The organism is Streptomyces tubercidicus (assembly GCF_027497495.1).
GTDB lineage: Bacteria > Actinomycetota > Actinomycetes > Streptomycetales > Streptomycetaceae > Streptomyces > Streptomyces tubercidicus.
On sequence record NZ_CP114205.1, the window covers coordinates 6,976,127 to 7,001,824 of the forward strand.

The 25,698-nt window shown below is 71.1% G+C and carries 23 protein-coding genes and 1 pseudogene; 17 read left to right on the forward strand and 7 right to left on the reverse strand.

Translation table 11 applies throughout. The features are described from left to right. The first annotated feature begins 293 nt into the window (after window positions 1-293). From STRTU_RS30480 to STRTU_RS30500, 5 genes and pseudogenes are all read left to right on the forward strand, one after another. The gene (locus tag STRTU_RS30480; RefSeq protein ID WP_159748141.1) at window positions 294-1,691 is read left to right on the forward strand and encodes a DUF6421 family protein; all 1,398 of its coding nucleotides are present in this window, start codon (window positions 294-296) and stop codon (window positions 1,689-1,691) included. Next, entirely contained in the window at window positions 1,688-2,512 is an 825-nt protein-coding gene (locus STRTU_RS30485) for an SDR family NAD(P)-dependent oxidoreductase (RefSeq protein WP_159748143.1), read from the forward strand. Before STRTU_RS30480 ends, STRTU_RS30485 begins: the two co-directional genes overlap by 4 nt. Next, window positions 2,491-3,579: a threonine aldolase family protein gene (locus STRTU_RS30490; RefSeq protein ID WP_159748145.1), complete on the forward strand. Its 1,089-nt coding sequence runs from the start codon at window positions 2,491-2,493 to the stop codon at window positions 3,577-3,579. Before STRTU_RS30485 ends, STRTU_RS30490 begins: the two co-directional genes overlap by 22 nt. Window positions 3,580-3,665: 86 nt before the next feature. Next, window positions 3,666-4,056, forward strand: a pseudogene (locus STRTU_RS30495) (hypothetical protein). Window positions 4,057-4,068: 12 nt separating this feature from the next. Then, window positions 4,069-4,794 (forward strand): B3/B4 domain-containing protein, encoded by a 726-nt coding sequence (locus STRTU_RS30500; RefSeq protein WP_159748147.1) that lies wholly within the window; start codon window positions 4,069-4,071, stop codon window positions 4,792-4,794. 39 nt (window positions 4,795-4,833) lie between these two features. Here the strand turns inward: STRTU_RS30500 and STRTU_RS30505 are convergent, their stop codons facing one another. Continuing rightward, window positions 4,834-5,550 carry a lysophospholipid acyltransferase family protein gene (locus STRTU_RS30505; protein WP_159748149.1) on the reverse strand — a complete coding sequence of 239 codons (717 nt, stop codon included), beginning with the start codon at window positions 5,548-5,550 and terminating at the stop codon, window positions 4,834-4,836. 313 nt (window positions 5,551-5,863) lie between these two features. Between STRTU_RS30505 and STRTU_RS30510 the strand changes: the two genes are divergently transcribed. The 4 genes from STRTU_RS30510 (at window position 5,864) to STRTU_RS30525 (ending at window position 8,969) form a co-directional block, all read left to right on the forward strand. Then, window positions 5,864-6,202 carry a TlpA family protein disulfide reductase gene (locus STRTU_RS30510; RefSeq protein WP_272591839.1) on the forward strand — a complete coding sequence of 113 codons (339 nt, stop codon included), beginning with the start codon at window positions 5,864-5,866 and terminating at the stop codon, window positions 6,200-6,202. 222 nt (window positions 6,203-6,424) lie between these two features. After that, window positions 6,425-6,931 carry a flavin reductase family protein gene (locus STRTU_RS30515; protein ID WP_159748153.1) on the forward strand — a complete coding sequence of 169 codons (507 nt, stop codon included), beginning with the start codon at window positions 6,425-6,427 and terminating at the stop codon, window positions 6,929-6,931. Window positions 6,932-7,169: 238 nt separating this feature from the next. Continuing rightward, on the forward strand, window positions 7,170-7,955 hold the full coding sequence (locus tag STRTU_RS30520; protein WP_159748155.1) for an electron transfer flavoprotein subunit beta/FixA family protein: 786 nt from the start codon (window positions 7,170-7,172) through the stop codon (window positions 7,953-7,955). Window positions 7,956-8,006: 51 nt separating this feature from the next. Further along, window positions 8,007-8,969, forward strand: a complete 963-nt coding sequence (locus tag STRTU_RS30525; protein ID WP_159748157.1) for an electron transfer flavoprotein subunit alpha/FixB family protein — start codon at window positions 8,007-8,009, stop codon at window positions 8,967-8,969. Window positions 8,970-9,073: 104 nt separating this feature from the next. Here STRTU_RS30525 and STRTU_RS30530 read toward each other — a convergent pair whose 3' ends face one another. Beyond that, window positions 9,074-9,592: a DinB family protein gene (locus tag STRTU_RS30530; protein WP_159748159.1), complete on the reverse strand. Its 519-nt coding sequence runs from the start codon at window positions 9,590-9,592 to the stop codon at window positions 9,074-9,076. A gap of 196 nt (window positions 9,593-9,788) precedes the next feature. On the opposite strand from STRTU_RS30530, the gene STRTU_RS30535 reads away from it, so the two are divergent. Continuing rightward, window positions 9,789-11,075, forward strand: coding sequence for a DUF6986 family protein (locus STRTU_RS30535; RefSeq protein WP_159748161.1), 1,287 nt, complete (start codon window positions 9,789-9,791; stop codon window positions 11,073-11,075). A 136-nt stretch (window positions 11,076-11,211) separates the two neighbouring features. On the opposite strand, the gene STRTU_RS30540 is transcribed toward STRTU_RS30535, so the two are convergent. Beyond that, window positions 11,212-11,838: a TetR/AcrR family transcriptional regulator gene (locus STRTU_RS30540; protein ID WP_159748163.1), complete on the reverse strand. Its 627-nt coding sequence runs from the start codon at window positions 11,836-11,838 to the stop codon at window positions 11,212-11,214. 72 nt (window positions 11,839-11,910) lie between these two features. Between STRTU_RS30540 and STRTU_RS30545 the strand changes: the two genes are divergently transcribed. Together STRTU_RS30545 and STRTU_RS30550 are read left to right on the forward strand one after the other, a co-directional pair. Continuing rightward, window positions 11,911-12,216, forward strand: coding sequence for a hypothetical protein (locus STRTU_RS30545; RefSeq protein ID WP_269777409.1), 306 nt, complete (start codon window positions 11,911-11,913; stop codon window positions 12,214-12,216). Further along, window positions 12,213-12,455, forward strand: a complete 243-nt coding sequence (locus tag STRTU_RS30550; RefSeq protein ID WP_167539267.1) for a hypothetical protein — start codon at window positions 12,213-12,215, stop codon at window positions 12,453-12,455. Before STRTU_RS30545 ends, STRTU_RS30550 begins: the two co-directional genes overlap by 4 nt. Window positions 12,456-12,570: 115 nt before the next feature. On the opposite strand, the gene STRTU_RS30555 is transcribed toward STRTU_RS30550, so the two are convergent. Beyond that, on the reverse strand, window positions 12,571-13,611 hold the full coding sequence (locus STRTU_RS30555; protein WP_159748165.1) for a LacI family DNA-binding transcriptional regulator: 1,041 nt from the start codon (window positions 13,609-13,611) through the stop codon (window positions 12,571-12,573). Between the two features lie 142 nt (window positions 13,612-13,753). Here STRTU_RS30555 and STRTU_RS30560 point away from each other — a divergent pair, with 142 nt between their 5' ends. Then, window positions 13,754-14,707, forward strand: coding sequence for an ROK family protein (locus STRTU_RS30560; RefSeq protein WP_159748167.1), 954 nt, complete (start codon window positions 13,754-13,756; stop codon window positions 14,705-14,707). Window positions 14,708-14,842: 135 nt separating this feature from the next. On the opposite strand, the gene STRTU_RS30565 is transcribed toward STRTU_RS30560, so the two are convergent. Then, complete coding sequence (locus tag STRTU_RS30565) at window positions 14,843-16,333, reverse strand: FAD-dependent monooxygenase (protein WP_159749717.1); 1,491 nt, start codon at window positions 16,331-16,333, stop codon at window positions 14,843-14,845. 330 nt (window positions 16,334-16,663) lie between these two features. Beyond that, window positions 16,664-18,739, reverse strand: a complete 2,076-nt coding sequence (locus STRTU_RS30570) for an NPCBM/NEW2 domain-containing protein (RefSeq protein WP_174879001.1) — start codon at window positions 18,737-18,739, stop codon at window positions 16,664-16,666. Window positions 18,740-19,583: 844 nt separating this feature from the next. Here STRTU_RS30570 and STRTU_RS30575 point away from each other — a divergent pair. After that, window positions 19,584-20,618, forward strand: coding sequence for an NUDIX hydrolase (locus tag STRTU_RS30575; RefSeq protein ID WP_159748169.1), 1,035 nt, complete (start codon window positions 19,584-19,586; stop codon window positions 20,616-20,618). 90 nt (window positions 20,619-20,708) lie between these two features. Here the strand turns inward: STRTU_RS30575 and STRTU_RS30580 are convergent, their stop codons facing one another. After that, window positions 20,709-22,061, reverse strand: coding sequence for a dipeptidase (locus STRTU_RS30580; protein ID WP_159748171.1), 1,353 nt, complete (start codon window positions 22,059-22,061; stop codon window positions 20,709-20,711). A gap of 177 nt (window positions 22,062-22,238) precedes the next feature. Here STRTU_RS30580 and STRTU_RS30585 point away from each other — a divergent pair, with 177 nt between their 5' ends. The 3 genes from STRTU_RS30585 (at window position 22,239) to STRTU_RS30595 (ending at window position 25,629) form a co-directional block, all read left to right on the forward strand. Then, on the forward strand, window positions 22,239-23,444 hold the full coding sequence (locus STRTU_RS30585) for a geranylgeranyl reductase family protein (RefSeq protein ID WP_159748173.1): 1,206 nt from the start codon (window positions 22,239-22,241) through the stop codon (window positions 23,442-23,444). A 176-nt stretch (window positions 23,445-23,620) separates the two neighbouring features. After that, entirely contained in the window at window positions 23,621-24,967 is a 1,347-nt protein-coding gene (locus STRTU_RS30590) for a sensor histidine kinase (protein WP_159748175.1), read from the forward strand. Further along, window positions 24,964-25,629 (forward strand): response regulator, encoded by a 666-nt coding sequence (locus tag STRTU_RS30595; RefSeq protein ID WP_159748177.1) that lies wholly within the window; start codon window positions 24,964-24,966, stop codon window positions 25,627-25,629. Before STRTU_RS30590 ends, STRTU_RS30595 begins: the two co-directional genes overlap by 4 nt. Window positions 25,630-25,698: the final 69 nt, after the last annotated feature.

Sequence of the window (25,698 nt, forward strand, 5' to 3'; positions counted from 1 at the left end):
GGGGGCGGGGTGTGTGGCATATGCCATACGACTACGGGCAGTAGGTATCCGGGCGGTCGGGCCGCGCCGCTCCAGGAGGCGCAAAGTGGCCGGATCCCCGTCAACTGGCCCTGAAAGAAGCGCCGAAACCCTCGCCCTCATGGCTAGGAAGTGTCGCCTCAGTCGTCACGCACAGGAAAAATCGGCGTGAGCGTGGGGTGTCGGCAGAAAGATTTTCACCTGACCCACTTGAGTGGGCGATCCTCGGCTGGTTACCGTGGCCTGACAACACGATCTACCGCCGGAGGGCAGTCATGACGGAAATTCTTTCGCCTGTGGGTGTCCCTGGGGCCACCGCGACCGCAGAGAGTGTGGTCGCCCACCCGGCCTGGCCCGTGCTCAAGGACGCGGTCGAAACCATCCGCCCGTGGCAGTCCAAGGACGGTTCGATCGACCTGGCGGCGGAGGGCGCGCCGACCGCCGGCGCCGTACGCGCCGAGGTCGACCGCGTGATAGCGGCCGTCGGTGAGCTCGCCCCGCTGCTGCCGCACGACGCGGCCTACCACCAGGCGCTCGCCGCCGACCTGCGCCGCTGGGCCGACGACGGCTTCGGTGTGCCGGACTTCCTGGACTCGCTGCTCGCTTTCCAGCCCGCCCAGCAGCGCGCCGACGGCCTCCAGCACCTCGTGCTGTTCCCCATGTACACCCAGAACGGCAACCCGGACCGCAACTTCGAGGCCGTCGTCCTGCGCATGGTCTGGCCGGACTGGCTCGCCGAGCTGGAGCGCACCCGCTACGACAACCCCCTCTTCTGCGGCATCACCTTCGAGGACTTCACGGCCGGCTACGACACCCACTCGGCGGTGCTCTTCCCGGAGACCATCGCGGTGCGCGAGGCCCCCGAGCGGTTCAGCTGGGGCGGCATCTTCTGCGACCGCGAGGCCGCCCGCTTCCGCCGGGTCAGCGAAGCCGCCATCGAGACGCTCGGCCTCCAACTCCCCGCGGACCTCCGCGAGATGCTCGACGACCAGGACCGCTGCCAGCAGGCGTTCGTGCTGTGGGACATGGTGCACGACCGCACCCACAGCCACGGTGACCTGCCGTTCGACCCGTTCATGATCAAGCAGCGCCAGCCGTTCTGGATGTACGGCCTGGAGGAGCTGCGCTGCGACCTCACCGCCTTCAAGGAGGCCGTGAAGCTGGAGGCCGAGGGCTACACCCAGGCGCGTGATGTGCAGTTCGCGGTGATCTTCGACCGGATGTTCCGGTTCCCCGTCAGCGGCGACCGGACCCGCAACTACGACGGCCTGGGCGGGCAGCTGCTCTTCGCGTACCTGCACAAGCACGACGTCGTACGCTGGACGGACAACACACTGCACATCGACTGGGAGCGGGCGCCCAAGGTCACCAATCAGCTGTGCGGCGAGATCGAAAAGCTCTACCGCGACGGTATCGACCGGCCCAAGCTGGTCCACTGGTTCGCCGCGTATGACCTCGTCTCGACCTATCTCGCACCGCACCCGGGCTCCGTCTGGGCCAAGGGACCCGACGCCCTCGACCTGGACAAGCCGCCGCGCAAACTCGTGGACGACGTGCTCCCCGACGAATTCCCGCTGAGCATGTTCTACGAAGCGCTCGCCAAGAAGCTGCGTGCTGTGATCGCCTCTACCAAGGGCATCACGGCCCACAGTGACGCATTGGCGGCGGCATGAGGACCGAGCGGAACACCCGGCCGAAGGCCGTCCAGCAGCAGGACGAGGAGGCGACGAAGATGGTTACTTCGACGGGCGGCAAGGGGCCGCTGGAGGGTGCGGTCATCGCGGTGGCGGGCGCGGCCGGGCCGGCCGGCCGGGCGACCCTGCTGCGACTGGCCGAAGCGGGGGCCGTGGTGATCGGCTCGGACTCGCACCCCGAGCGGCTGGCGGAGGCCGTGGACGCGGCGCGCTACGCACACGGCGGCGCCACGGTCATAGGGGACACCGTCGACCTTCTCGACCTGGACCAGACCCGCGAATGGGCGGACCGTACGGAGAAGGAATTCGGCCGGATCGACGGCCTGGTGCACCTCGTCGGCGGCTGGCGCGGCTCGTCGACCTTCGCGGAGACCGATCTGGTCGACTGGGAGGTGCTGCACAAGCTGCTGGTCCGCACCGTCCAGCACACCTCGCTCGCCTTCTACGAGGCCCTGGAGCGCAGCGGCAACGGCCGTTTTCTCCTCACCAGCGCGGCCGGCGCCAGCAAGCCCACCGGGGGCAACGCCGCCTATGCCGCCTCCAAGGCCGCGGCCGAGGCCTGGACGCTGGCCATGGCGGACGGTTTCCGCAAGGCAGGAGGTGAGCAGGGGCCGCGCGCCGCTGCTGCCGTCCTGATCGTGAAGGCGCTCGTCAACGACCAGATGCGCGCCGAGCGACCGAACGCAAAATTCGCGGGCTTCACGGACGTCACGGAGCTGGCCGAGGCCATCGCCGGCGTCTGGAGCCGGCCCGCCCAGGAAGTGAATGGACAGCGTCTGTGGCTGACCCCCGAGCCGTGACCGGAGCGAAGACCGACGCCCGGCAGCACCACGACCCCGAGATACGCGGCTTCGCCAGCGACAACTATGCGGGCGCCCATCCCGAGGTGCTCGCGGCGCTCGCCCTTGCCAACGGCGGCCATCAGGTCGCCTACGGCGAGGACGACTACACCGCGCACCTCCAGCGGGTCTTCCGCAGCCACTTCGGGCAGCGCGCCGAGGCGTTCCCGGTGTTCAACGGCACCGGCGCCAACGTCGTCGCCCTGCAGGCCGTGACCGACCGCTGGGGCGCGGTGATCGCCGCCGAGTCCGCGCATATCCACGTCGACGAGTGCGGCGCACCCGAGCGGATCGGCGGGCTCAAGCTGCTCACCGTGCCCACCGAGGACGGCAAGCTCACCCCCGAGCTGATCGACCGCGAGGCGTACGGCTGGGACGACGAGCACCGCGCCATGCCGCAGGTCGTCTCGATCGCCCAGAGCACGGAGCTCGGCACGGTCTACACACCCGACGAGATCCGGGCGATCTGCGAACACGCGCATGAGCGCGGCATGGTCGTGCATCTGGACGGCTCGCGGATCGCCAACGCCGCGGCCACGCTCGATGTCCCGATGCGGGCCTTCACCAACGCCGTGGGCGTCGACATCCTCTCCTTCGGCGGCACGAAGAACGGCGCGGTCTTCGGCGAGGCCGTGGTCGTGCTCAACCCCGACCGGGTGCGGGCGATGAAGCATCTGCGGAAGCTGTCCATGCAGCTGGCCTCCAAGATGCGCTTCGTCTCCGTCCAGTTGGAGGCACTGCTGGCCAAGGATCTGTGGCTGCGCAACGCCCGGCACGCCAACACCATGGCGCAGCGGCTGGCGGCCGGGGTGCGGGAGATCGGCGGGGTGGAGATCCTCTACCCCGTGCAGTCCAACGGGGTGTTCGCCCGTCTGCCGCACGATGTCAGCGAGCGCCTGCAGAAGCGCTACCGCTTCTACTTCTGGGACGAGGCGGCCGGTGTGGTCCGCTGGATGTGCGCCTTCGACACCGCGGAGGAGGACGTCGACGGCTTCCTCGCGGCGCTCCGTGAGGAACTGGGGCGCTAGCCCCGCCGTAACTCTACCTGCATAGCTATGCGCTCGACCGGAAAGTCATTGACTCTCGGTCGGGCGCATCGCTACGCTCCCCGGGCATGGAGCTGATCCAGAACACCCCGGACATCTCTGCCTACTTGGCCGCTGACCAGGTCATCGACCATGATCACCCACGCGTCCGGGCCGCTGCGGCCGCCCTCTCCGCCGATGCGTCCGATGTATACGCATACGCCAAGGCGGCCCGGCCTGGTCGCCGTCAGGCTGCCCGGCGAGGACCGCTGGGTCCGGCAGGACCCGCGGGGCAACAAGCCCGGCGTCGACGCACAGTTCCGCCTCGACCGCGAGCAGCTCGCCTTCGCCGTGCGACAGGAGTCCAATGAAGTGGACCACCCGGTGCTATTTGCTGAACCGCACCCGGTCGTGCTGCAATGCCTCCGGGAGGCCGTCGACCGGCCTCACCTCTGGCAGATGCTCCCCACCGATCTCTGAGGAACGGCCCTGATGTCCAGCTCTTCGCGGGTCTCCGACCTGACCTGTGCCCTGCATGTCTCCGACGAGGTGCGCGCGCTGGCGCCCGGCTTCGGCTGTCTTGCCGTGGAGGCCCATGGACTGACCAACGGGCCCAGCGACGAGGCCGGCTCGGCGCTTCTGGACGATGCCACCCGCCGGATGGCCGCCCGACTCGACGGGCGTGCCCCGCAGGACGATCCGCATATCGCCGCCTGGCGCGCCGCGTACACCGCCTTCGGCAGCAAGCCTTCCCGCACCCGCAACTCCGCCGAGGCGCTGGCCAGGCGCGCGCTCGCGGACGGCGGCCTGCCGCGGATCAACCGCCTGGTCGACCTCTACAACGCCATCAGCGTCGCGCACCTCATCCCCGTCGGCGGCGAGGACCTGGACCGTATCCAGGGCGGTATGCGGCTCGTGCGGGCCACTGGGGACGAGCCCTTCGTGACCGCGGCCGGGGGTACCGAGGTCATCGAGCACCCCGACGCGGGCGAGGTCGTCTGGTGCGATGACGAGGGCGTCACCTGCCGCCGCTGGAACTGGCGGCAGGGCGTCCGCACCCGTCTCACCGAGGACTCGGTCAGCGCGCTCTTCCTGCTGGAGCGGATGGCGCCCATGACGCTCGATGAGCTGACGGCCGCGGGCGCCGAGCTGGCCGAGGCACTGCAACGGGCCTGCCCGGACGCCCGGATCGAGATCGGTGAGATCTGGACGGCGTGATCCGCGCGGTGCGGAACGGCTGACCGGTCCCCGGAGCCGTCAGGCGATGCTGCCGGGTGCCGCCGGGGCGGTGCCGCCCAGGTGGGCCGGGATCCACCAGGTGTCCTCGGGGTCCTTGGGACGTACGGGGTAGGCGCGCTGGGCCGCCTCCAGCAGATCCTGTACCCGGGACCGCAGCCGGTCGGTGATCTTCTCGGCCTGCTCGGCCGGGTCGGCCTCCATGGGCTCGCCCACCCGGATCGTTATCGGGTAGTGGTTACGGCCCAGATCGCGCTTATGGCCCTTGGTCCACAGCCGCTGGGTGCCCCACAGCGCCACCGGCAGCAGCGGCACCCCGGTCTCCTGGGCCAGCCGTGCCGCGCCCGTCTTGAAGTTCTTCAGGGTGAAGGACTCGGAGATCGTCGCTTCGGGGAAGACCCCGATGATCTCTCCCGAGCGCAGTGCGGTCAGCGCGTGCTTGTAAGCGTGCATGCCCTGGCCGCGGTCCACGGGGATGTGCTTCATCGCGCGCATCAGCGGTCCCGACACCTTGTGCCGGAAGACCGATTCCTTCGCCATGAAGCGCACCAGCCGCTTGGCCGGCCGCGCCGTCAGCCCGGCGAAGACGAAGTCGAGGTACCCGATGTGATTGCTCACCAGCACCGCCCCGCCGCGGCGCGGAATGTGATCCGTCCCGGCGATGTCGAATTTCAGATCGAGCGCCTTGAAGAGCGTGCGTGCGGCGCCGATCACCGGCGGATAGACGAGCTCTGCCATTGTCCGGAGGACCCCTTTTCCACGCCTGGGGAGGGTTCTCCCGGCGGAAACCTACGCAGTCGTAACTGCGGCTTTCGGGAGATCGTGCCCGATGTCGGCCCTGGCGGCCAGCGCGCCGGCCGCCCGGAACGGGAGATTCTTGTCACGTGGCGGCCTTTCAGCCCGCCGTTCTCCCCAGCAGAAGGTACCCCGGGAATCTTTCCGGTCTCGTGAACGCTGCACCCAGGAACGACTGGATTCATGCTGTGTGTGCAGCGCGGTGCCCGCGGCGGCGGGCACCGTCGGCATGTGACACCAGCGCCGTAAGGGGAGGCTGACGGTGCGGGAGCGGGACGACACGGCGCGGCTGGGCGCCGCGGAGATAGGCGCGGCGCTGGGGGAGCGGGCCACGCTGCTGCAGTTCTCCAGCGCCTTCTGCCAGCCCTGCCGGGCCACCCGGCGCACCCTCACCGAGGTCGCCGGCATGGTCGAGGGCGTGGCTCATGTCGAGATCGACGCGGAGGACCATCTGGACCTCGTACGGCAGCTCCAGGTGGTGCGCACCCCGACGGTGCTGGTGCTCGACGCGGACGGCACGATCGTGCGCCGCGCCTCCGGACAGCCCAGGAAGGCGGATGTGATCGCGGCGCTGGGCGCGGCGGTCCGTGATTGATCTCCCAGATGGCGGGCTGCCCTTGACGCTGTGGGTCACGAATCGTCACTCTGACGTGATGCGGCCAGGACCCCTTCTCTACGGACGCGCCCACGTCGACCTTCTGCGGACTGCCAGCGCCCGCTGTCCGGGCATGTGAGCAGCGACGACACCGCCGCCGACCGCCGCAGGGCCGTCGGCGGCTCAGCACGGGCTCGTACTCGACAGCAGAAGGACAACTCCATGACGGCCCTGCCCGGCCTCGGCACGCCTCAGACCGCCTCCCCCGAGCTGCTGCGCTCGGTCTTCCGGCAGCACGCCGCCGGCGTAGCGGTGATCACCGCATCCGGCGCCCGCCCCGCGGGCTTCACCGCCACCTCCCTCACCTCCGTCGCCGCCGACCCGCCGCTGCTCTCGTTCGGCGTGGGCACCGGCTCCTCCAGCTGGCCGGCCGTCTCGGCGGCCGAGTACATCGGCGTCCACATACTCGGCGAGCATCAGCAGGAGCTGGCCGCCACCTTCGCACGCAGCGGCGCCGACCGCTTCGGCCCCGCCACCTCCTGGCGCACCGGCCCCGAGGGCGTGCCGCTCCTGGACGGCGTACTGGCCTGGCTGGTGTGCAGGGTCGTGGCACGGGTACCGGCCGGTGACCACTGCCTGGTGCTCGCCCAGCCGGTCGTCGGCGACCCCGCCGAGCCGGGCCGTCCGCTCCTCTACCACCAGGGCCGTTTCAACGCGCTCCGGGACTGACGGTCCGTCGCCGGAGCCCGACACGCGCGGGTTCCGGCGGGCTTCCTCTTCCTCCATTCAGGGCCGTTGGCAAGGTCACATTTCGACGGCCTTGATTCGGGGCACGAGACTGGGTGTACTGGCGAGTAATATGGCGGTCGGCGTGGGGAAGTGAATCCGACCGGGAGCCGCCCCAACAGGCGCCTATGCTGCCAGCACAAGGCAGTTCTGAAGAGACGAAGCAGGTAGGAGAGTCGGCGTGAGCTTGAGGATCGTTGTCTGTGTGAAGTACGTGCCCGACGCCACCGGCGACCGGCACTTCGCCGAGGACCTGACCGTCGACCGTGACGATGTGGACGGTCTGCTCTCGGAGCTCGACGAGTACGCGGTCGAGCAGGCCCTGCAGATCAAGGAAGCGGCCGACGACGCGGAGATCACGGTCCTCACCGTCGGTCCCGAGGATGCCAACGACGCGCTGCGCAAGGCGCTGTCGATGGGCGCCGACAAGGCCGTCCACGTCGAGGACGACGACCTGCACGGCACCGACGCGCTCGGCACCTCCCTCGTGCTCGCCAAGGCCATCGAGAAGACCGGCTACGACCTCGTCGTCTGCGGTATGGCCTCCACCGACGGCACGATGGGTGTGCTGCCCGCGCTGCTCGCCGAGCGTCTGAACGTCCCTCAGGTCACCCAGCTCTCCGAGGTGTCCGTCGCCGACGGCAAGGTCACCGGCCGCCGGGACGGCGACACCGCCAGCGAGCAGCTGGAGGCCGCACTCCCGGCCGTCGTGTCCGTCACCGACCAGTCGGGTGAGGCGCGTTACCCCTCCTTCAAGGGCATCATGGCCGCCAAGAAGAAGCCGGTGGAGTCCCTGGACCTGGAGGACCTGGAGATCGAGGCGGACGAGGTCGGCCTTGAGGGCGCCTGGACCAAGGTCGACGGCGCCGCCGAGCGTCCGGCCCGTACGGCGGGCACGATCGTCAAGGACGAGGGCGAGGGCGGCAAGCAGCTCGCCGAGTTCCTCGCGGGCCAGAAGTTCATCTGAGCCGCGCAGCCCTTCCCACCGCCCTCATTCTTCCCGCAGGAGAGCAATCCCATGGCTGAAGTTCTTGTCTACGTCGACCACGTGGACGGCGCCGTCCGCAAGCCCACCCTCGAACTGCTCACCCTCGCCCGCCGCATCGGCGAGCCGGTAGCGGTGCACCTCGGCCCGAACGCCGAGGCGGCCGCCCAGGTCCTCGGCGAGCACGGCGCGGTCAAGGTCCTGGCCGCCGACGCGCCGGAGTTCGCGGAGTACCTCGTCGCCCCCAAGGTCGACGCGCTGCAGGCCGCCTACGACGCGGTCTCCCCGGCCGCCGTGCTGCTGCCGTCCTCCACGGAGGGCAAGGAGATCGGTGCCCGCCTCGCGGTCCGCATCGGCTCCGGCATCATCACCGACGCCGTCGACCTGGAAGCCGGCGACGAGGGCCCGGTGGCCACGCAGTCCGTCTTCGCGGCCTCGTACACCACCAAGTCCCGCATCACCAAGGGCACCCCGGTCATCACCGTCAAGCCCAACTCGGCCGCCCCGGAGGCCGCGCCGGCCGCCGGCACCGTCGAGCAGCTCGCGGTGACCGTCGCCGACTCGTCCAAGGGCACCAAGGTCGTCTCGCGCACCCCGCGTGAGTCGACCGGCCGCCCGGAGCTGACCGAGGCCGCGATCGTGGTCTCCGGTGGCCGTGGCGTCAACGGCGCCGAGAACTTCCCGGTCATCGAGGCGCTCGCCGACTCGCTCGGTGCGGCCGTCGGCGCCTCGCGTGCCGCAGTGGACGCCGGCTGGTACCCGCACACCAACCAGGTCGGCCAGACCGGTAAGTCGGTCTCGCCGCAGCTGTACATCGCGGCGGGCATCTCCGGTGCGATCCAGCACCGCGCCGGTATGCAGACCTCGAAGACGATCGTCGCCATCAACAAGGACGAAGAGGCACCCATCTTCGACCTGGTCGACTACGGCGTGGTCGGCGACCTCTTCGACGTCGTCCCGGCCCTCACCGACGAGGTCAAGACCCGCAAGGGCTGAACCCGTCGCGGTGCCGGACTCTTCGGCGCAGGTCCGAGGCCCCGTACGCAGCGCGCGTACGGGGCCTCGGGCCGTGGCACCACCCGCGGCCGGGCGCCGCGCCGTCAGCTGCCGGTGACCCCGTCGATCCGCTCGCGCAGCAGGTCCGCGTGGCCGTTGTGCCGGGCGTACTCCTCGATCATGTGGACGTAGATCCAGCGCAGGTTGAGAGTGCGCTCGGGGCGCGGGGAGAAGGTCTCGTCCAGCCCGCGGTCCGCCACCGCCTTGTCGCAGGCCGCGATCTCGGCTCGGAAGACGGCGACATCACGCTCGGCGGCGGCCGGGTCCGCGTCGTGGAAGTCGGCGTCCGGATCGTCCTCGGTGAAGTAGAGATCCCCGATCCGCTGGCCGAGGAAGCGCACCCGGAACCAGGTGCGTTCGACCTTTGCCATATGGCGCACCAGGCCGAGCAGCGTGAGGGGGGAGGGTGCGGCGCTCGCCTCGACGAGCTGGTCGGACGTCAGGCCCGCGCACTTGGCGAGCAGGGTGTCACGGTGGTGGTCGAGCCAGCCTTGCAGCATCTCCCGTTCGCCGGCCGTGGTCGGGAGTTCTCTGCGTTCGATGGGAGGTGCGATCCAGGTCATGAGGGCGAGTCTGGCGGCGCCGCGGTCGCCTCGCCACGGGGTTTTCGCATTCCTGCCGTACGCCCATGACCTGCGTCGCCCAGGGCGGAGGGTGTTGACCTCGTGGAACGACCCGGTTAGCTTCGCTATACGGATTGTTGATTCCGTTGAGCGGAATAGCTCGGTTGTCGGACGTGGGCACCAGGAGGGGCAGCGAATGGGGCAGCAGGAGACCGTGGCGACGAGCCTGGCGAACACCGTACGTGAGGGCATCGGCGCCGCTCTCGCCCAGGTGGACGCGGATCTGGCGCGGCGCTACCCGGGCGACCCCGGCACCCGCCAGCCGGTCCACACGGTCTATGTCCCCGGCGATGTCTTCGCCGCCGACACCGTGCGCTCCTGGGGAGACCAGGCCCTCGCCGCCCTCGACGCGCACGCCCCGGACGCCGATGCGCTCGCCGCCGTCCTCGGCATCCCCGACGCGCTGGCCGCCGAGGTCCATGACCGGGTCCGCGCCAAGCTGACCCGCGAGCCCATCGAGGATCTGCGGATCGACTTCGAGGACGGCTACGGCCCCCGCCCGGACGCCGAGGAGGACGCGGCCGCGGCCCGCGCCGCCGCCCTGGTCGCCGCCGCCTACGAGACAGGCACCGCGGCCCCGTACATGGGCATCCGGATGAAGTGCATGGAGGCCGCCGTCCGCGACCGCGGTATCCGCACCCTCGACATCTTCCTCACCGGCCTGATGGAGGCCGGCGGTCTGCCCGGCGGACTGGTCCTCACGCTCCCCAAGGTGACCTACGCCGAGCAGGTCACCGCCATGGTGCGGCTGTTGGAGGCCTTCGAGAAGGCGCGCGGCCTGGAGAGCGGCCGGATCGGCTTCGAGATCCAGATCGAGACCACCCAGTCGATCCTGGGCGCCGACGGCCGCGCCACCGTCGCCCGCATGATCGAGGCCGCCGAGGGCCGCGCCACCTCCCTCCACTACGGCACCTTCGACTACAGCGCCTCCTGTGGCGTCAGCGCCGCCCACCAGTCCCTCGACCACCCGGTGGCCGACCACGCCAAGGCCGTCATGCAGGTCGCCGCGGCGGGCACCGGCGTACGGCTCTCCGACGGCTCGACCAATGTCCTCCCCGTCGGCCCGGCCGAACGGGTCCACGATGCCTGGCGGCTCCATCACCGCCTCGTGAGCCGCTCGTTGGCCCGCGCCTACTACCAGGGCTGGGACATGCACCCGGCCCACCTGCCCACCCGTTACGCGGCCGTCTACGCCTTCTACCGCGGGGGCCTGGAGCAGGCCGCGGCCCGCCTCGCGGCGTATGTCGCCAAGGCGGGCGGGGATGTCATGGACGAGCCGGCCACCGCGAAGGCGCTCAGTGGCTATCTGTTGCGCGGTCTGGACTGCGGCGCGGTGGACGCTGCCGAGGTTGCCCGTCTGACCGGACTGACCCGTGCGGATCTGGATGCTCTCGCGGGGCGTCGGGCAGTCACGGAGGTCTGAGGGCGGCAGCCGTATTCGGGTGCAACGTGCCGTGAGGGGTGGGGAGTTGATGAGGCGGGGAGTTGACTGCCGGCCCCGCTTGTGGCCCCCGCACGGCCTGACCCGGCCCCCGTCGATCCGGCGGGGGCCTCGCGCGTCAGTCCGCCGCCGGTCCGAGGTCGTCGACGTGGGCGCGCAGAACCGTGGCGCAGGTCTCGGCGTCCAGTACCTCGGGCCGTAGTACGGCGGTGAAGGCGAGGCCGTCCAGAAGGGATGTCAGTCGCTCGGTCTCGGTCTCCACGCGCAGCCCCGGTCGCAGTCCGCCCGCCGAGTCGAGGCGGGTGAGGATGCGGCGTACCAGGGTCCGGGTGGCGACTGCGGTCTCGTGGGCGAGGCTGTCGAGCGTGGGATCGGTCCGGGCGGCCGTGGAGAAGTCGACGAGGACGGTGACCTCGGCGCGCCGGCGGTCGTCCAGGGGCAACAGCTCGGAGAGCAACTCCACCGCGAACCGGCGGAGTTGGGGCCCGGAGAGTCCATCCGGATCGCGCAGTTCGTCGATCCGGCGCTGGAGTCGGTCTCCGACCCGGTCGACCATTGACCGCATCGCGAAGCGCATCAGCTCTTCCTGTCCGGCGAAGTAGTGCCGGACCGAACCGATGTTGAGCCGCGCCTCGTCGGCGACGGCGCGCAGCGAGGCGCGCTGGAGGCCGTCGCGTACGGCGACACGGAGGAGGGCGTCGACGACCTCGCGGCGCCGGGCTTCCCGGTCCACCTGTTTTGGCATGGAACCTTTCTATCACGGCTGTGATAAATTGTTTTCTATCACGCCTGTGATACAAAAATGAGAGGGGTGACCATGGAACAGGTCCTGAACCTTCTTCTCCTGCGATTCGGCCTGCTCGTCGGCGGTCTGGTGGTGCTGGCGCTGCTGGTCTTCGCAGTGGCGCTGGGGCTCCGGCGCCGGGGGAAACTGGGTGCGGCCCGGCGGTATGCGGCACCCGTCGCGCGTGCCATGAGCCGCCGCCTGGACGACCGGGGAGCCGCGCGCGGTCGCGGCGCCTCCCGCGGCGGCGGATCGCTGACCGGGGCGGCGCTCCGGGCCGCAGCCCGTCACCTGGACGACGACGGGCGCGGTCAGCGGGGGCGGGGGACGGGCCGATGACCGGTGCGGGGTCGATGACCGGTGTGGGGCCGATGAGCGGTGGCGGCCCACTGGCGGGGCCCGGGGCCGCCCTCGCCCGGGGTGGCGCCGACGGCGAGGGGCTGGTCCACCACCTGCTGGTCGACCAGGCCCTCAAGGTCGGCATCGTGCTCGTCGCGCTGATCGTGCTGGTGATGGGGATGGCGCTGATCTGGAAGAAGGCCGGGCGCGGCGGGCCTTCTTCTCGTGAGGACGGGTGACACCGGGCGGTGGCGGGCCCTCGGGTATGCGGTGGCCCGCGGGCGTGGGACGGCCTTTGGGTGCGCGGCCGCCCTCGGGTGTGCGGCCGTCCTCGGGTATACGGCCGCGAGGAGGTCAGCTCTCCGCAGGAGGGATCTCGCCCGAGCCGCGGGGGATCAGCCGGGTGGGGATCTCCAGCCGGCGGGGTGCGTCATCGGCGCCGTCGAGCCGGCGGAAGAGCAACAGCGCCGCCGAACGGCCGAGTCGTGCGGAGTCCTGGGCGACGACGGTGATGGCGGGGTTGACCAGATCGGCGAGTTCGAAGTCGTCGAAGCCGACGAGGGCGACCGGGCGCGGATGGTTGGCGAGCACCCGGACCGCCGTGACCGTGACGCGGTTGTTGCCCGCGAAGAGGGCGGTCACCGGCTGCGGCCCGTCCAGCATCGCGGTGGCGGCGGACCGCACCCGCTCCGGCGCGGTCGGGCCGAGGGCGACCCAGGACTCGTCAACGGGCAGGCCGGCGGCGGCCATTGCCGTACGGTAGCCGCGCAGCCGCTCATGGGTGGTGTGGATCCTGGGCTGGTCGCCGATGAAGCCGATCCGGCGGTGGCCGTGCGCGATCAGATGGGCCACCGCGTCATGGGCGCCGCCGAAGCTGTCGGAGAGGACGGCATCGGCGTGGATACGGCCGGCCGGGCGGTCGACGAAGACGGTGGCTATCCCGGCAGCGATCTCCGGTTCCAGATACCGGTGGTCGTCCGCAGCCGGGATGATGATCAGGCCGTCCACCCGCCGGGCGCACAGGGCCAGCACCAACTCCTGTTCGCGGGCCGGGTCCTCGGCGCTGGAGCCGTTGATCAGCAGTGCGCCGTGGCCGCGGGCGATTTCCTCGACGGCGCGGTTGAGCGGGCCGTAGAAGGGGTCGGCGAGATCCTCCAGTACCAGGCCGATGCTGGCGGTGCGTCCCTTGCGCAGAATCCGGGCGGAGTCGTTACGGCGGAATCCCAGGGCCGTGATGGCTTCCTGGACGCGTCGTTCGGTGTCCGGGGTGACCCCGGGTTCGCCATTGACTACACGGGAGACCGTCTTGAGGCCGACCCCGGCGCGTGCCGCGACATCCTTCATGGTGGGCCGGGTGCCATAGCGGCGGGACGTGCCCCGCGCGGTGTCGGTCACGGTGTGCGGTCCTGATTCTGTCGGCATCGGCATGTGGCGTCGAGCATATCCCCTAGACAACGTTGTCAATCAACGGAAGACTGCCCTTCTCACGTCGGGCCGGTACGCTCGGCACCCGGCCCCACCAGGAGATTCCACACCGATGCAGACCGACCTCAGCGCAGCCTTGGACATCGGCGGCACCAAGATCGCCGGGGCTCTGGTGGACACCCACGGCAGGCTGGTCGTACGGGCCGCCCGGCCCACCCCCGCCGACAAGGACGGGGCGACGGTGATGCGTGCGGTGGCCGAGGTGATCGGCGAGCTGGCGGCGGGGCCGGACTGGTCGCGGGTGGCGGCCGTCGGAATCGGCAGCGCGGGCCCGGTGGACGCCGCCACCGGCACCGTCAGCCCGGTCAACATCCCCGGCTGGCGCGACTTCCCGCTCGTCGCCGGAGTGCGGGCGCTGGTCGGGGGGCGTCCCGTCGTGCTGGTCGGGGACGGCGTCGCGATGACCGCGGCCGAGCACTGGCAGGGCGCCGCGCGGGGCCATGCCAACGCCCTGTGCATGGTGGTCTCCACCGGCGTCGGCGGCGGACTCGTCCTCAACGGCCGCCTGCACCCCGGCCCCACGGGAAACGCCGGCCATATCGGCCACATCAGCGTCGATGTTGACGGTGACCCCTGCCCGTGCGGATCCCGCGGCTGTGTCGAACGGATCGCCAGCGGCCCCAACATCGCCCGCCGGGCCCTGGCCCACGGCTGGCAGCCGGGCCCCGACGGCGACACCAGCGCGGCCGCCGTCGCCGCCGCCGCACACGCCGGCGACCCGGTCGCCCTGCGCTCCTTCCACCGCGCCGCCCGCGCACTGGCCGCCGGAATCGCCGCCACCGCCACCCTCGTCGAGATCGACATCGCGGTCATCGGCGGCGGGGTCGCGGGCGCGGGTGACGTCCTCTTCCGCCCCTTGCGCGCCGCCCTACGGGACTACGCGAAGCTGTCCTTCGTCTCGGGCCTGACGGTCGTACCCGCCCAAATGGGCACAGACGCCGGGGTGGTGGGCGCCGCAGCCGCCGCCCAACAGTCCCGCCTCGAAGCGTTTGCCCCCGCGCCCTGACTCCACTACGGGGGCCCCGTGCGCCCCTTAAGGGCTGCCCGCCAGACGGACGTCGGCCACGCCGACCCACCGGACAGGCCCTCATGCGTGGCCATCGCGAGGTCTGCCGTGCCGCACGGTGGCCGCTGCGCGCCCTCAGCCGACGGCAGTGCCGAACCACCTGGGCAGTGCGGCGAGCAGATCGCGCTGCTTCTCGCCGGCCCACGCCACATGGCCGTCCGGTCGCAGCAGGATCGCGGGCACGTGCAGTTCCTCGCTGACGTCGACGACATGGTCGACCCGGTCCGTCCAACCCGCCACCGACAGCCGGCCGGTCTGGTCGAGGAGCAGCCCGCGGCCGCTGTGCAGCAGCTCGTAGAGGCGACCCTGTTTCAGCTGCACGTCCCGCATCCGCCTGCCGAGCAGTTCGTGCCCCTCGCCGAAGTCGTAGCGGACGCCGACCGCGGTGATCAGCTCGGTCACGTAGCGGTTCACCTCCTCGAAGTCCATCAACGTCGAGAACAGCTCCCGCAGCGCGGTCGGCCCCGGACCGGTGCCCAGCAGCGTGATCTGCGCGCGGGTGTTGTCCAGCACGCGGGCGCCCACCGGGTGCCGTTCGGTGTGATAGCTGTCCAGCAGCCCTTCCGGAGCCCAGCCGTTGACCGTGGCGGCCAGCTTCCAGCCGAGGTTGAAGGCGTCCTGGACGCCGAGGTTGAGCCCCTGCCCGCCGGTCGGCGGGTGGATGTGTGCCGCGTCGCCGGCCAGCAGCACCCGGCCGACCCGGTAGCGCTCGGCCTGCCGGGTGGCGTCGCCGAACCGGGACAGCCAGCGCGGCGAGTGCACGCCGAAGTCGGTGCCCGCGGTGGCCCGCAGCTGCTGCCTGAACTCCTCAAGGGTCGGCGGGGCGGTGCGGTCCTCGGCCACCCCTTCGGCGGGCACGACGACGCGGTACCTTCCCTCTCCGAGGGGGCCGGCGCCGAACCGCAGTTGGGTCTTGCGGACTTCCTCGACGACGGCGGCAATCGTCGCCGGATCCTCGGTCGCCTCCATATCGCCCAGCAGCGTCTCGACCGTGGCGGGCTCGCCGGGGAAACCGACACCGAGCTGCTTGCGCACCGTGCTGCGGCCGCCGTCGCAGCCGACGAGGTAGCGGCAGCGCAGCTGTGTGCCGCCCCTCCCTCCGGCGGCTCCGCTCCCCTGGCCGGGGAGGCCCCCACTGGCAGGGGTGCCCACATGCGCCAGCTCGACGGTCACCCCGTCCTCGTCCTGGCTCAGCCCGACCAGTTCGCAGCCGCGCCGGATCTCGGCGCCGAGTTCGAGGGCACGCTCGTTGAGCAGCCGCTCGGTGACCGGCTGCGGGGTGGCGACGCCGTACGGATGAGCGGTGTCCAGCCGCTCCGGCCACGGCTTCATGATGCCGCCGAAGAGACCGCCGGCCTGGAACGTCTCACTGACCGCGAGGAACCGGTCCAGCAGTCCTCGCTGGTCCATCAACTCAACGCTGCGTGTGTGCAGCCCTTGCCCGCGGGACTCCTCGGTCGGCTCGGTCAGTTTCTCCAGCACGACCACATGCACCCCGGCCAGCCGCAACTCGGCGGCCAGCATCAAACCGGTCGGTCCACCGCCGGCAATGATCACGTCGATCACTACGTCCCCCAGCTCCGCAGATTCCTGCTCAGGCCGGCGATTCTGCGCCATGACCAGGGCCTTGCCGCAAGGCCCCCCATGCGCTATACGTTGAGAGTGGCAAGGAGCGGGTGCGTTCCTTGCCTTTGTCTTTGTCGTCCGCTGCGGACGGCCACCTCCCCGCGAGCCGTACGGGGCGCGTCGCGTACGGCGGTATGCCGGGCCAGGAGGGTCTCCCATGGACCGGCGGATCGACGGATGCCGCCGCGGAACGAGAACTTCTTCCCTCTCGTCAGTAAGCCCGCGGCGGCATCCAGGTCCCGGCGCAACTGCCGTCTCGCAACTGCCCTCTCAGCAGCTGAACGTGGCGTCCGCCCAGTCGGCGTGGTCGTAGTCGATACCGTCCCCGCCGTCGGTCACGACCAGCCGGACGGTCTGCGCACCGGCGACCGGGGCGCTGATGGCCTGGGCCGGATCCGTACCGGTCACCGAGCCGGTCCGGGCGACCCGCTTGCCGTCGGCCCATACCTCGAAGGCCACCGAGCCACGGTCACCGGCCTCGTCGTCGATACCGGCACGGGCGCTGAACGCGGAGCACCGCCCGCCCGTGTAGAAGCTCACCTCGCTGGCGGCATGTACGCCCAGACCCTTCGCGAAGCCGGTGCCGCCGATGCTGAGCGGACTGCCGTCCCCGGACGCTTCCTCCCCGACGCTGGTGTTCTTCTCCACCGGGCCCCAGCCGTTGGTGGCGGTGAGCCAGGGCAGGGCGGCGGCGTCCGCGGTCCCGGACGGCGGCGGCACCACGACATGGGCCGTACCGGGCAGCGTCGTGGTGATCCGCTCACCGCGCGGTGAGCGGTAGTCGGCGGTGAGCGGCAGGGCGTAGGCGCCGGACGCGGTACCGGCCGGCGCGGTGATCCGCCAGCTGGTACGGAGCGTCCGGCCGCCGGGCAGGGCACGGGCCGACGCGGGCGAGGTGGCCTGGACCCGCCAGCCCCGCGGGGCCTTGAGCGTCACCGTGAGGTTCTTGGCGGGGGTGCCGCCCAGATTGCGGACGGTGGAGCGGAGTCCGGCCGGAGTGCCGGCCTCGACCAGCGGCGTACGGTCGGTGCCGCTCTCGACGGCCGGCGGATACGTCGCCCAGCGCGGATCGGCGGAGACCCGGTAGACGGTGGTGCCGTGCGCCGGGACCGTCGCGGCGATGGCGCCGGTGGTGTGGGTGTCCTGGTGCTGCCACAGATCGCGCAGCCGGTAACCGTCGGCCCGCGGCAAGCCGATGTCCTTGGCGGTGGTGGAGATCCGCTGCGGCTGTCCGGTCTCGTTGAACAGCGCCACCGCACGGTCACCGTTGGCCAGTTGCCTGACGATCGTCCAGCGGCCGTCCTCGGACTTCAGCACCGTGGCCTGCTTGCCCAGCGCGTCCTGGTCGACGGCGATGAGTTCCTTGTTGGCCAGGATCTCGAACGTCTCCGGGGTCGCCTTGCGCAGATCGGAGCCGATCAGCAGCGGGGCGGCCATCATCGACCACAGGGAGAAGTGGCTGCGGTACTCGGTGTCCGTCATGCCGCCGTTGCCGACCTCCAGCATGTCCGGGTCGTTCCAGTGTCCGGGCCCGGCGTGCGGTGCCAGCGGCAGATTCTGCTTGGCGATCCCGAGCATGCTGGACCACGAGTCACTGATGTCGCCGGTCGTGCGCCACAGATGCCCTACGTCCGACGCCCACTCCCAGGGCTTGTTCTCGCCCCATTCGCAGAGGCTGTAGACGATGGGCCGCCCGGTGGCCTTGAGCGCATCCTGCATGGCGCGATACCGCTTCTTGGCGTCCACACCCATGTTGTTGCAGTTGTCGTACTTGAGGTAGTCCACGCCCCAGTCGGCGAACTGCTGGGCGTCGGACTTCTCATGGCCCAGGCCGCCGGGGAAGCCGGCCGGGTTGCAGGTCTTGATGCCGGCGCTCGTGTAGATGCCGAATTTCAGACCCTTGGCGTGGACGTAGTCGGCCACCGCCTTGATGCCGTGCGGGAAGCGCTGCGGATCCGGTACGAGCTTACCGTTCCCGTCGCGGGTGGGCAGCGCCCAGCAGTCGTCGAGATTGACGTACTGGTAGCCGGCGTCCTTGAGGCCCTTGGCGACGAAGAGGTCGGCGATGCCCTTGACCATCTCCTCGTTGAACTCCGCCCGGCAGTGTGTGGAGTTCCAGTTGTTGAAGCCCATCGGCGGCGTCTTGGCGAGCCCGTCGGGAAGCCGGGGAGACGGAACGCTGCCGGGGGTACGGGCGGTGGCCGTGCCGGGGTCCGGGGCGCCGGGTGTCCGGGCCGCGGCGGGCAGGGCGGTCACCCCCGCTGTACACAGCAGCGCGGCGGACAGCGCTCCGATGATTCTTCGCTGACCTCGCCGCCGAGGGATGGTGCCGATATGAACGCGCATGCTTCGCGTCCTCCGTCTTCACGAGAGGTGTGGTGAGGGCATGTACCGGTCACTGGCGAGTGTTTACGGTAGGGCTTGTTGGAGTCTGTTGGAAGAGCGCCGCTCGTGCTTCCTGCTCCGCCTGCCAGAACCCTTGACTCTCCCGGCGACGAAGAGTGAGATCCCGCCAACTCGCGTTCGTTTCTGTTCGGTTCCACCTGTGAGGAGGGGGCATGGTCTCCGGCCGACGTTCCGTGGCGCGGGGGCGCGGGGGCACGCGCGGACGCTCACGGAGGTCGGATGTCCCACTCGCCGGACGCAAGGGGAAGAAGTCGGAAGCCGGTATTCCCAAGATCTTTGACGGGTACCGGCGCTCGCCGGGCAAGCGCTTTCCTAACTCGTTTCCCCTCCCCGTCCCCGCCGTTCAGCTCATGCATTTCCCGGCCTCCGGGATTTCTTGCGCAGCCTGTTATTGACCTGGAGGTAGAGCGTTTTCCTACGGGGCAGCCCTTACGGGGCGGGACCGTAGGGAACCGGCCACCGGGTCCACCATGGGCCGCCGTCATATGCGGTGCTCCACCGGGGCGACCGTGGTGCGAAAACCCGGTATCGGGTGGGGGTTTCGGTGCAGGAGGGGCGGGGGAGCGCTTGTTTGCCGGGGGCTTCGCGGCGGCGGATACGGTGACCGGCATCCGTCGCGCGCGGCATTTCTCGATCGGCGCGTCCACGGGTGAGCGAAGTCCCCTGGCCGAGCCGATGGTCGAATGTGCAACTTTCCCGGTCGTGCCCGGCCCCTGGTTCCCGAGCGTTTCCGTGGCAGGGTGTTGCGGGCAACTCACCTGGGGTCTAGGGAAGAGGGGAAACCGTGATCGTCTGGCTGAACGGCACGTTCGGTGCGGGCAAGACCACTACGGCTCAAGAATTGCTCGACCTGCTTCCCGGAAGCACGCTCTACGACCCCGAACTCCTCGGCAGCGGACTGCGGTTGATGCTGCCGGCCAAGCGGTTCGAGGGGATCGACGACTATCAGGATCTGCCGGCCTGGCGGCGCATGGTCGTGGACACCGCCGCGGCCCTGCTCACCGAAGTGCCCGGTCCCCTGGTGACGCCGATGACGCTGCTGCGCCAGGAGTACCGCGACGAGATCTTCGGTGCCCTCGCGGCTCGCCGGATACCCGTACGGCATGTGCTGCTGCACACCGAGGAAACGATCCTGCGGACGCGGATAGCGCAGCGTGAGGAGGCATCGGGTGACGCCGAGGACCACGCGTCGATCCGCCGATGGAGCCTCGAACACCTCAAGCCGTACGCGGACGCACTGCCGTGGCTGCGCGGCGATGCGCACGTCGTGGACACCACTCAGCTGACGCCCCGTCAGGCCGCCGAAGAGGTCGCCGAGGCCGTACGGACCGGCGCCGGCGCCTGCGACATCGTGCAGACACCCGAGCCGACCGCCGAGACACTCGCGGCCGGTGTGCTGCTCTTCGACGACCAGGACCGGGTGCTGCTCGTCGACCCGACCTACAAGGCCGGCTGGGAATTCCCCGGCGGGGTCGTGGAACGCGGTGAGGCGCCCGCGCAGGCCGCGGTGCGGGAGGTCGCCGAGGAACTGGGCATCGAACTGCCCGGCGCGCTACGGCTGTTGGTACTGGACTGGGAAGCCCCCAAGCCGCCCGGCTTCGGCGGCCTCCGGCTCCTCTACGACGGCGGCACACTGCCCCACGACCGGATCAGCAAGCTGCTGCTGCCCGGCACGGAGTTGCGCGATTGGCGCTTTGTGACCGAAGCGGAGGCGGAGTCCATGCTGCCGCCGGTCCGCTGGAACCGCCTCCACTGGGCGCTGCGGGCGCGTGAGCGAGGGTGTCCCTTGCACCTTGAGGCCGGTGTCCCTCTCGGGTAGGCCCCACGTAAGGGGCACGGCGGCCCGCCCCCACTCACCGTTACGACTCCTCCAACGGGAGGGGACGGGCCGGACGAAAACGTGGGGGCGTTAGCTGCCGTAGCTCCGCAGGAAGTTCGCCGTCGCCAAAGACATCCGCTCCAGCTCCCGCGGGCACACGCTCTCGTTGACCGCGTGGATCTGGGCCTCCGGCTCGCTCAGGCCGATGAGGAGGATTTCGGCCTCGGGGTAGAGCCGCGCCAGCGTGTTGCAGAGGGGGATCGAGCCGCCCATGCCGGAGGTCTGCATCTCCTCGCCGTCGTAGGCATCGCGCAGCGCCGCCGCCATCGAGGTGTAGGCGGGGCTGCTGGTGTCGGCGCGGAACGCCTGGCCCTGGCCGACCTGTTCGACCGCGACCCGCGCTCCCCAGGGGGCGGCGCTCTCCAGATGCGCGGTCAGCAGCTTGGTGGCCTCGGCCGCGTCCGTGCCCGGCGGCACCCGGAGGCTGACCAGGGCCCGTGCGCCCGCCTGGACGGAGGGGGTGGCGCCGACCACCGGCGGGCAGTCGATGCCGAGCACCGTGACGGCCGGACGGGCCCAGATCCGGTCCGCGACCGTGCCGGTGCCGAGCAGGCCGACGCCGTCCAGGACCTTGGCGTCCTTGCGGAAGTCGTCCTCCGGGTACTGGAGGCCGTCCCAGGTGGCGTCCGCGGCCAGGCCGGTCACCGTCGTCGAACCGTCCTCGGCGCGCAGCGAGTCCAGGATGCGGATCAGCGCCGCCAGCGCGTCGGGGGCCGCGCCGCCGAACTGGCCGGAGTGCAGATTGCCCGCCAGGGTGTCGACCTGGACGCGGAGCAGGGTCATTCCGCGGAGTGTCGCGGTGACCGTCGGCAGCCCGGCCCGGAAGTTGCCGGTGTCGCCGATGACGATGGCGTCGGCGGCCAGCAGCTCGGGGTGTGCCTCGGCGTAGCGCTCCAGGCCGCCGGTGCCCTGCTCCTCCGAACCCTCCACGATCACCTTGACGTTGACCGGGATGCCGCCGTGCTCCTTGAGTGCGCGCAGCGCCGTCAGATGCATGATCAGGCCGCCCTTGCAGTCCGCGGCGCCGCGGCCGTACCAGCGGCCGTCGCGCTCGGTCAGCTCGAACGGTGGGGAGTCCCAGGCGGCCTCGTCCAGCGGCGGCTGTACGTCGTAGTGCGCGTACAGCAGGACCGTCGGGGCGTCGGCCGGGCCGGGCAGAAAGCCGTACACGGACTGGGTGCCGTCCGGGGTGTCCAGCAGCGCCACGTCCTGGAAGCCGTCCGCCCGCAGCGTATCGACGATCCAGTTGGCGGCCGCCTCGCACTCGCTCTTGGGGAACTGGGCCGGATCCGCGACCGACTTGAAGGCCACCAGCTCGGCCAGCTCGGTCCTGGCACGGGGCTGAAGCGCGGCGACGGTCTGGGCGAGCGGGCTGTCAGACATGGAACGCTCCTTGTGGGCGCGGCGTTGAACAGTACGGACCGTGCGGCCTCGTGAGCCGGACGGGCGGACATATGGGCATCGGCGCCCCCGATCTTCCCACAGGCCGTTCGCGCGAGAGCGGCCCGTAGGATGCGGGCGGTACACGCAGCCAGGCATCGAACGGGAGCAGAAGCACAGGTGAGCAGCGAGCGGGCAGCGGAGGACAACCAGCAGGTGTGGGATGTCGTGGTGGTGGGCGCGGGGCCTGCGGGAGCTTCGGCCGCGCATGCCGCGGCCTGTACGGGACGCCGGGTGCTGCTCCTGGAGAAAGCGGAACTCCCGCGCTACAAGACCTGCGGCGGCGGCATCATCGGGCCCTCCCGGGACTCCCTCCCGCCGGGCTTCGACCTGCCGCTGCGCGACCGGGTGCATGCCGTGACGTTCTCGCTGAACGGCCGGCTGGCCCGCACCCGCCGTTCCAGGAACATGCTGTTCGGGCTGATCAACCGCCCGGAGTTCGATGCCCAGCTGGTCGAGTCCGCCAAGGACGCCGGCGCGACGGTCCGTACGGGCGTCGCGGTCTCCCGGGTGGAGCAGCACGGTGCCGAGGTGCCGGACCGGCGGACCGTCGCGGTGGTGCTCGGCAACGGCGAGGTGGTGCTGGCCCGCGCCGTGATCGGTGCGGACGGCAGCGCGGGCCGTATAGGAGCCCATGTAGGGGTCAAGCTCGACCAGGTCGACCTGGGGCTGGAGGCGGAGATCCCGGTTCCGGAGCCGGTCGCCGAGGACTGGGCGGGCCGGGTGCTCATCGACTGGGGGCCGATGCCCGGCAGCTATGGCTGGGTCTTCCCCAAGGGCGACACCCTCACCGTCGGCGTGATCTCCGCGCGCGGTGAGGGCGCGGCGACCAAGCGCTATCTGGAGGACTTCATCGGGCGGCTGGGCCTCGCCGGTTTCGAGCCGAGCATCTCGTCCGGGCATCTGACGCGCTGCCGTGCCGATGACTCGCCGCTGTCGCGTGGCCGGGTGCTGGTGTGCGGGGACGCGGCCGGGCTGCTGGAGCCGTGGACGCGGGAGGGCATCTCGTTCGCACTGCGGTCCGGGCGGCTCGCGGGGGAGTGGGCGGTGCGGATCGCGGAGGCGCATGACGCGGTGGACGCCCGCCGCCAGGCCCTCAACTACGCCTTCGCCATCAAGGCGGGGCTGGGTGTGGAGATGGGCGTGGGGCGGCGGCTGCTCGGTGCCTTCTCGCGGCGTCCGGGCATGTTCCACGCGGCGATCACGGGCTTCCGGCCGGCCTGGAACGCCTTCGCGAAGATCACGCGAGGGACGACGACGCTGGGCGAGCTCGTGCGCACCCGCCCGGTGGCGCGACGGGCACTGGAGGCGATGGACCGGGGGTGAGGGGGATGCGGGGTGAGGGGTGAGGCGCTGTCGCGTCGGTCCGGGGAGGCCGGCCCGAGCACCGTGGCACCGCCGTCCTGGGGACGCGAGCCGCCGCGCCGTACTACCGGGGGAGTACGGGCGATCACCGCGCCGGGCTGACGCCACCGGGCCCCGCCACGGTCTAGCGTGACGGCATGGAGAATGCACGGCCGCCGTGGGCGCGGCGCCGCGTCGGCCCGGCGTGGGAGCGGTGGCTGGCGGCCCCGCCCGGGGAACCGCGTGGTGGGTCCGGCACCCGGCTGCCCTGGCTGTCGACCCTCGTCGTCACGGTCGTGGTGACGGCCGGCTCCGGTTTCGCCGGTCACGACCAGCCGGACCGCGTCCCGCTGGATTCCCTCGGCCGCGCGCTGCTGGTCCTCGGCGGGGCGCTGCTGCTGTTCCGGCACCGCCACCCGTGCACGGTCGCCATCGGCACCGCCGCCACCGCCACGGCCTACCTCGCGGCGGGCTATCCGTACGGACCGGTCTTCCTCCTCCTCGCCCTCGGCGCCTTTTCCGCGGTCGTCGCGGGACACCGCAAGGTCGCCTGGTGGGCGCTGGGCGGGGTGTGGGCGTCCCATGTCCTGGTCGCCCACTGGCTCTACCGGTGGCTGCCGCCCCCGCACGACGGGCCCGCCCCCTGGGGAGAAGAACTGCTCGTCACCGCCTGGGTGGTGGCCGTGATCGCGCTCTCCGAGCTGGTACGGGTGCGCCGGGAGCAGCTGGCGAAGGCACAGGCCGAACGGGCCGCCGCGGAACGCCGCAGGGCCGACGAGGAGCGGCTGCGGATCGCCCGCGAGCTGCATGACGTCCTCGCCCACAGCATCTCCGTGATCAATGTCCAGGCGGGCGTGGGGCTGGCGCTGCTGGACAGCGACCCGGAGCAGGCGCGGAACGCGCTGACCACCATCAAGGGGGCGAGCAAAGAGGCGCTCGGCGAGGTCCGGCAGGTCCTCGACACGCTGCGTACGCCGGGCGACGCACCGCGCTCCCCGGCGCCCGGACTGGACCGGCTGCCGGAACTCACCGAACAGGCCAGGAGCGCCGGGCTCACCGTCGACGTGACCACCGAGGGCGCCGCGGCCGCGCTGCCGCCCGGTACGGACCTCGCGGCCTTCCGCATCGTCCAGGAAGCGCTCACCAACATCGTCCGCCACTCCGGGTCCCGTACCGCCCGGGTGCTGCTCCGCCACACCCCTGGCGCGCTGGAGATCCGGGTCGACGACGACGGTCCGGCGACCGCCGGGGCGGGCGAGCCGGGCGGTGGCAACGGACTGATCGGGATGCGGGAGCGGGCCGCCGCGCTGGGCGGCACCGTCGAGGCGGGCCCGCGCCCGGACGGCGGCTTCCGGGTCCGGGCCCGTATTCCGCTGCGCGGTACGGGGACAGCAACCGCTACGGAGGCATCGGCCGGTCCGGGGGCGCCGGCCGGTCCTGGGACACCAGGCCAGGACCCGGGTGCGGATACGGTGCGCCCCACCGCCACCGAGGAGGAGTCGTGATCCGGGTACTGCTCGCTGACGATCAGCTGCTGGTGCGGGCCGGTTTCAAGGTGCTGCTGGACGCTCAGCCCGATATCGGGGTGGTTGCCGAGGCCGCGGACGGGCAGCAGGCGCTGGCCGCGGTCCGCGAACACCGCCCGGACGTCGTCCTGATGGACATCCGGATGCCGGTGGTGGACGGGCTGGTCGCCACTCGGGGGATCACCGGGGACCCGCTGCTGCGGGAGGTGAAGGTCGTCATGCTGACCACCTTCGAGCTGGACGAGTATGTCTTCGAGGCGATCCGCTCCGGAGCCTCCGGCTTTCTGGTCAAGGACACCGAACCGGAGGAGCTGCTACGGGCCGTGCGTGCGGTCGTCGCCGGTGATGCGCTGCTCTCGCCCGGGGTCACCCGCCGTCTGATCGCCGAGTTCGCGGCCCGCTCCAAGGAGCCGGCCGCGGCCGGTGCGCTGTCCGCACTGACCGAGCGGGAGCGTGAGGTGATGGCGCTGGTCGGTATCGGCCTGTCCAACGAGGAGATCGCCCGCCGGCTGGTCGTCAGCCCGCTCACCGCAAAGACGCATGTCAGCCGCACGATGGTGAAGCTGGGCGCCCGTGACCGTGCCCAACTGGTCGTGCTGGCCTATGAGTCTGGGCTGGTGCGGCCCGGCTGGCTGGGGTGAGGACGGGCGGCCCGGTGGATGGCCCGGTGGACGGCCGCCGGCCGGGGATCCGCGCCCGGCCCGCGGCGC

Bases quoted from the DNA above. Each gene is read 5' to 3' on its own strand.
- STRTU_RS30540 (WP_159748163.1), bottom strand. From the start codon at position 11,838: ATGCCAAAACAGGTGGACCGGGAAGCCCGGCGCCGCGAGGTCGTCGAC.
- STRTU_RS30570 (WP_174879001.1), bottom strand. From the start codon at position 18,739: ATGCGCGTTCATATCGGCACCATCCCTCGGCGGCGAGGTCAGCGAAGA.
- STRTU_RS30525 (WP_159748157.1), top strand. From the start codon at position 8,007: ATGGCTGAAGTTCTTGTCTACGTCGACCACGTGGACGGCGCCGTCCGC.
- STRTU_RS30530 (WP_159748159.1), bottom strand. From the start codon at position 9,592: ATGACCTGGATCGCACCTCCCATCGAACGCAGAGAACTCCCGACCACG.
- STRTU_RS30480 (WP_159748141.1), top strand. From the start codon at position 294: ATGACGGAAATTCTTTCGCCTGTGGGTGTCCCTGGGGCCACCGCGACC.
- STRTU_RS30485 (WP_159748143.1), top strand. From the start codon at position 1,688: ATGAGGACCGAGCGGAACACCCGGCCGAAGGCCGTCCAGCAGCAGGAC.
- STRTU_RS30500 (WP_159748147.1), top strand. From the start codon at position 4,069: ATGTCCAGCTCTTCGCGGGTCTCCGACCTGACCTGTGCCCTGCATGTC.
- STRTU_RS30560 (WP_159748167.1), top strand. From the start codon at position 13,754: ATGCAGACCGACCTCAGCGCAGCCTTGGACATCGGCGGCACCAAGATC.
- STRTU_RS30535 (WP_159748161.1), top strand. From the start codon at position 9,789: ATGGGGCAGCAGGAGACCGTGGCGACGAGCCTGGCGAACACCGTACGT.
- STRTU_RS30590 (WP_159748175.1), top strand. From the start codon at position 23,621: ATGGAGAATGCACGGCCGCCGTGGGCGCGGCGCCGCGTCGGCCCGGCG.
- STRTU_RS30550 (WP_167539267.1), top strand. From the start codon at position 12,213: ATGACCGGTGCGGGGTCGATGACCGGTGTGGGGCCGATGAGCGGTGGC.
- STRTU_RS30545 (WP_269777409.1), top strand. From the start codon at position 11,911: ATGGAACAGGTCCTGAACCTTCTTCTCCTGCGATTCGGCCTGCTCGTC.
- STRTU_RS30505 (WP_159748149.1), bottom strand. From the start codon at position 5,550: ATGGCAGAGCTCGTCTATCCGCCGGTGATCGGCGCCGCACGCACGCTC.
- STRTU_RS30580 (WP_159748171.1), bottom strand. From the start codon at position 22,061: ATGTCTGACAGCCCGCTCGCCCAGACCGTCGCCGCGCTTCAGCCCCGT.
- STRTU_RS30515 (WP_159748153.1), top strand. From the start codon at position 6,425: ATGACGGCCCTGCCCGGCCTCGGCACGCCTCAGACCGCCTCCCCCGAG.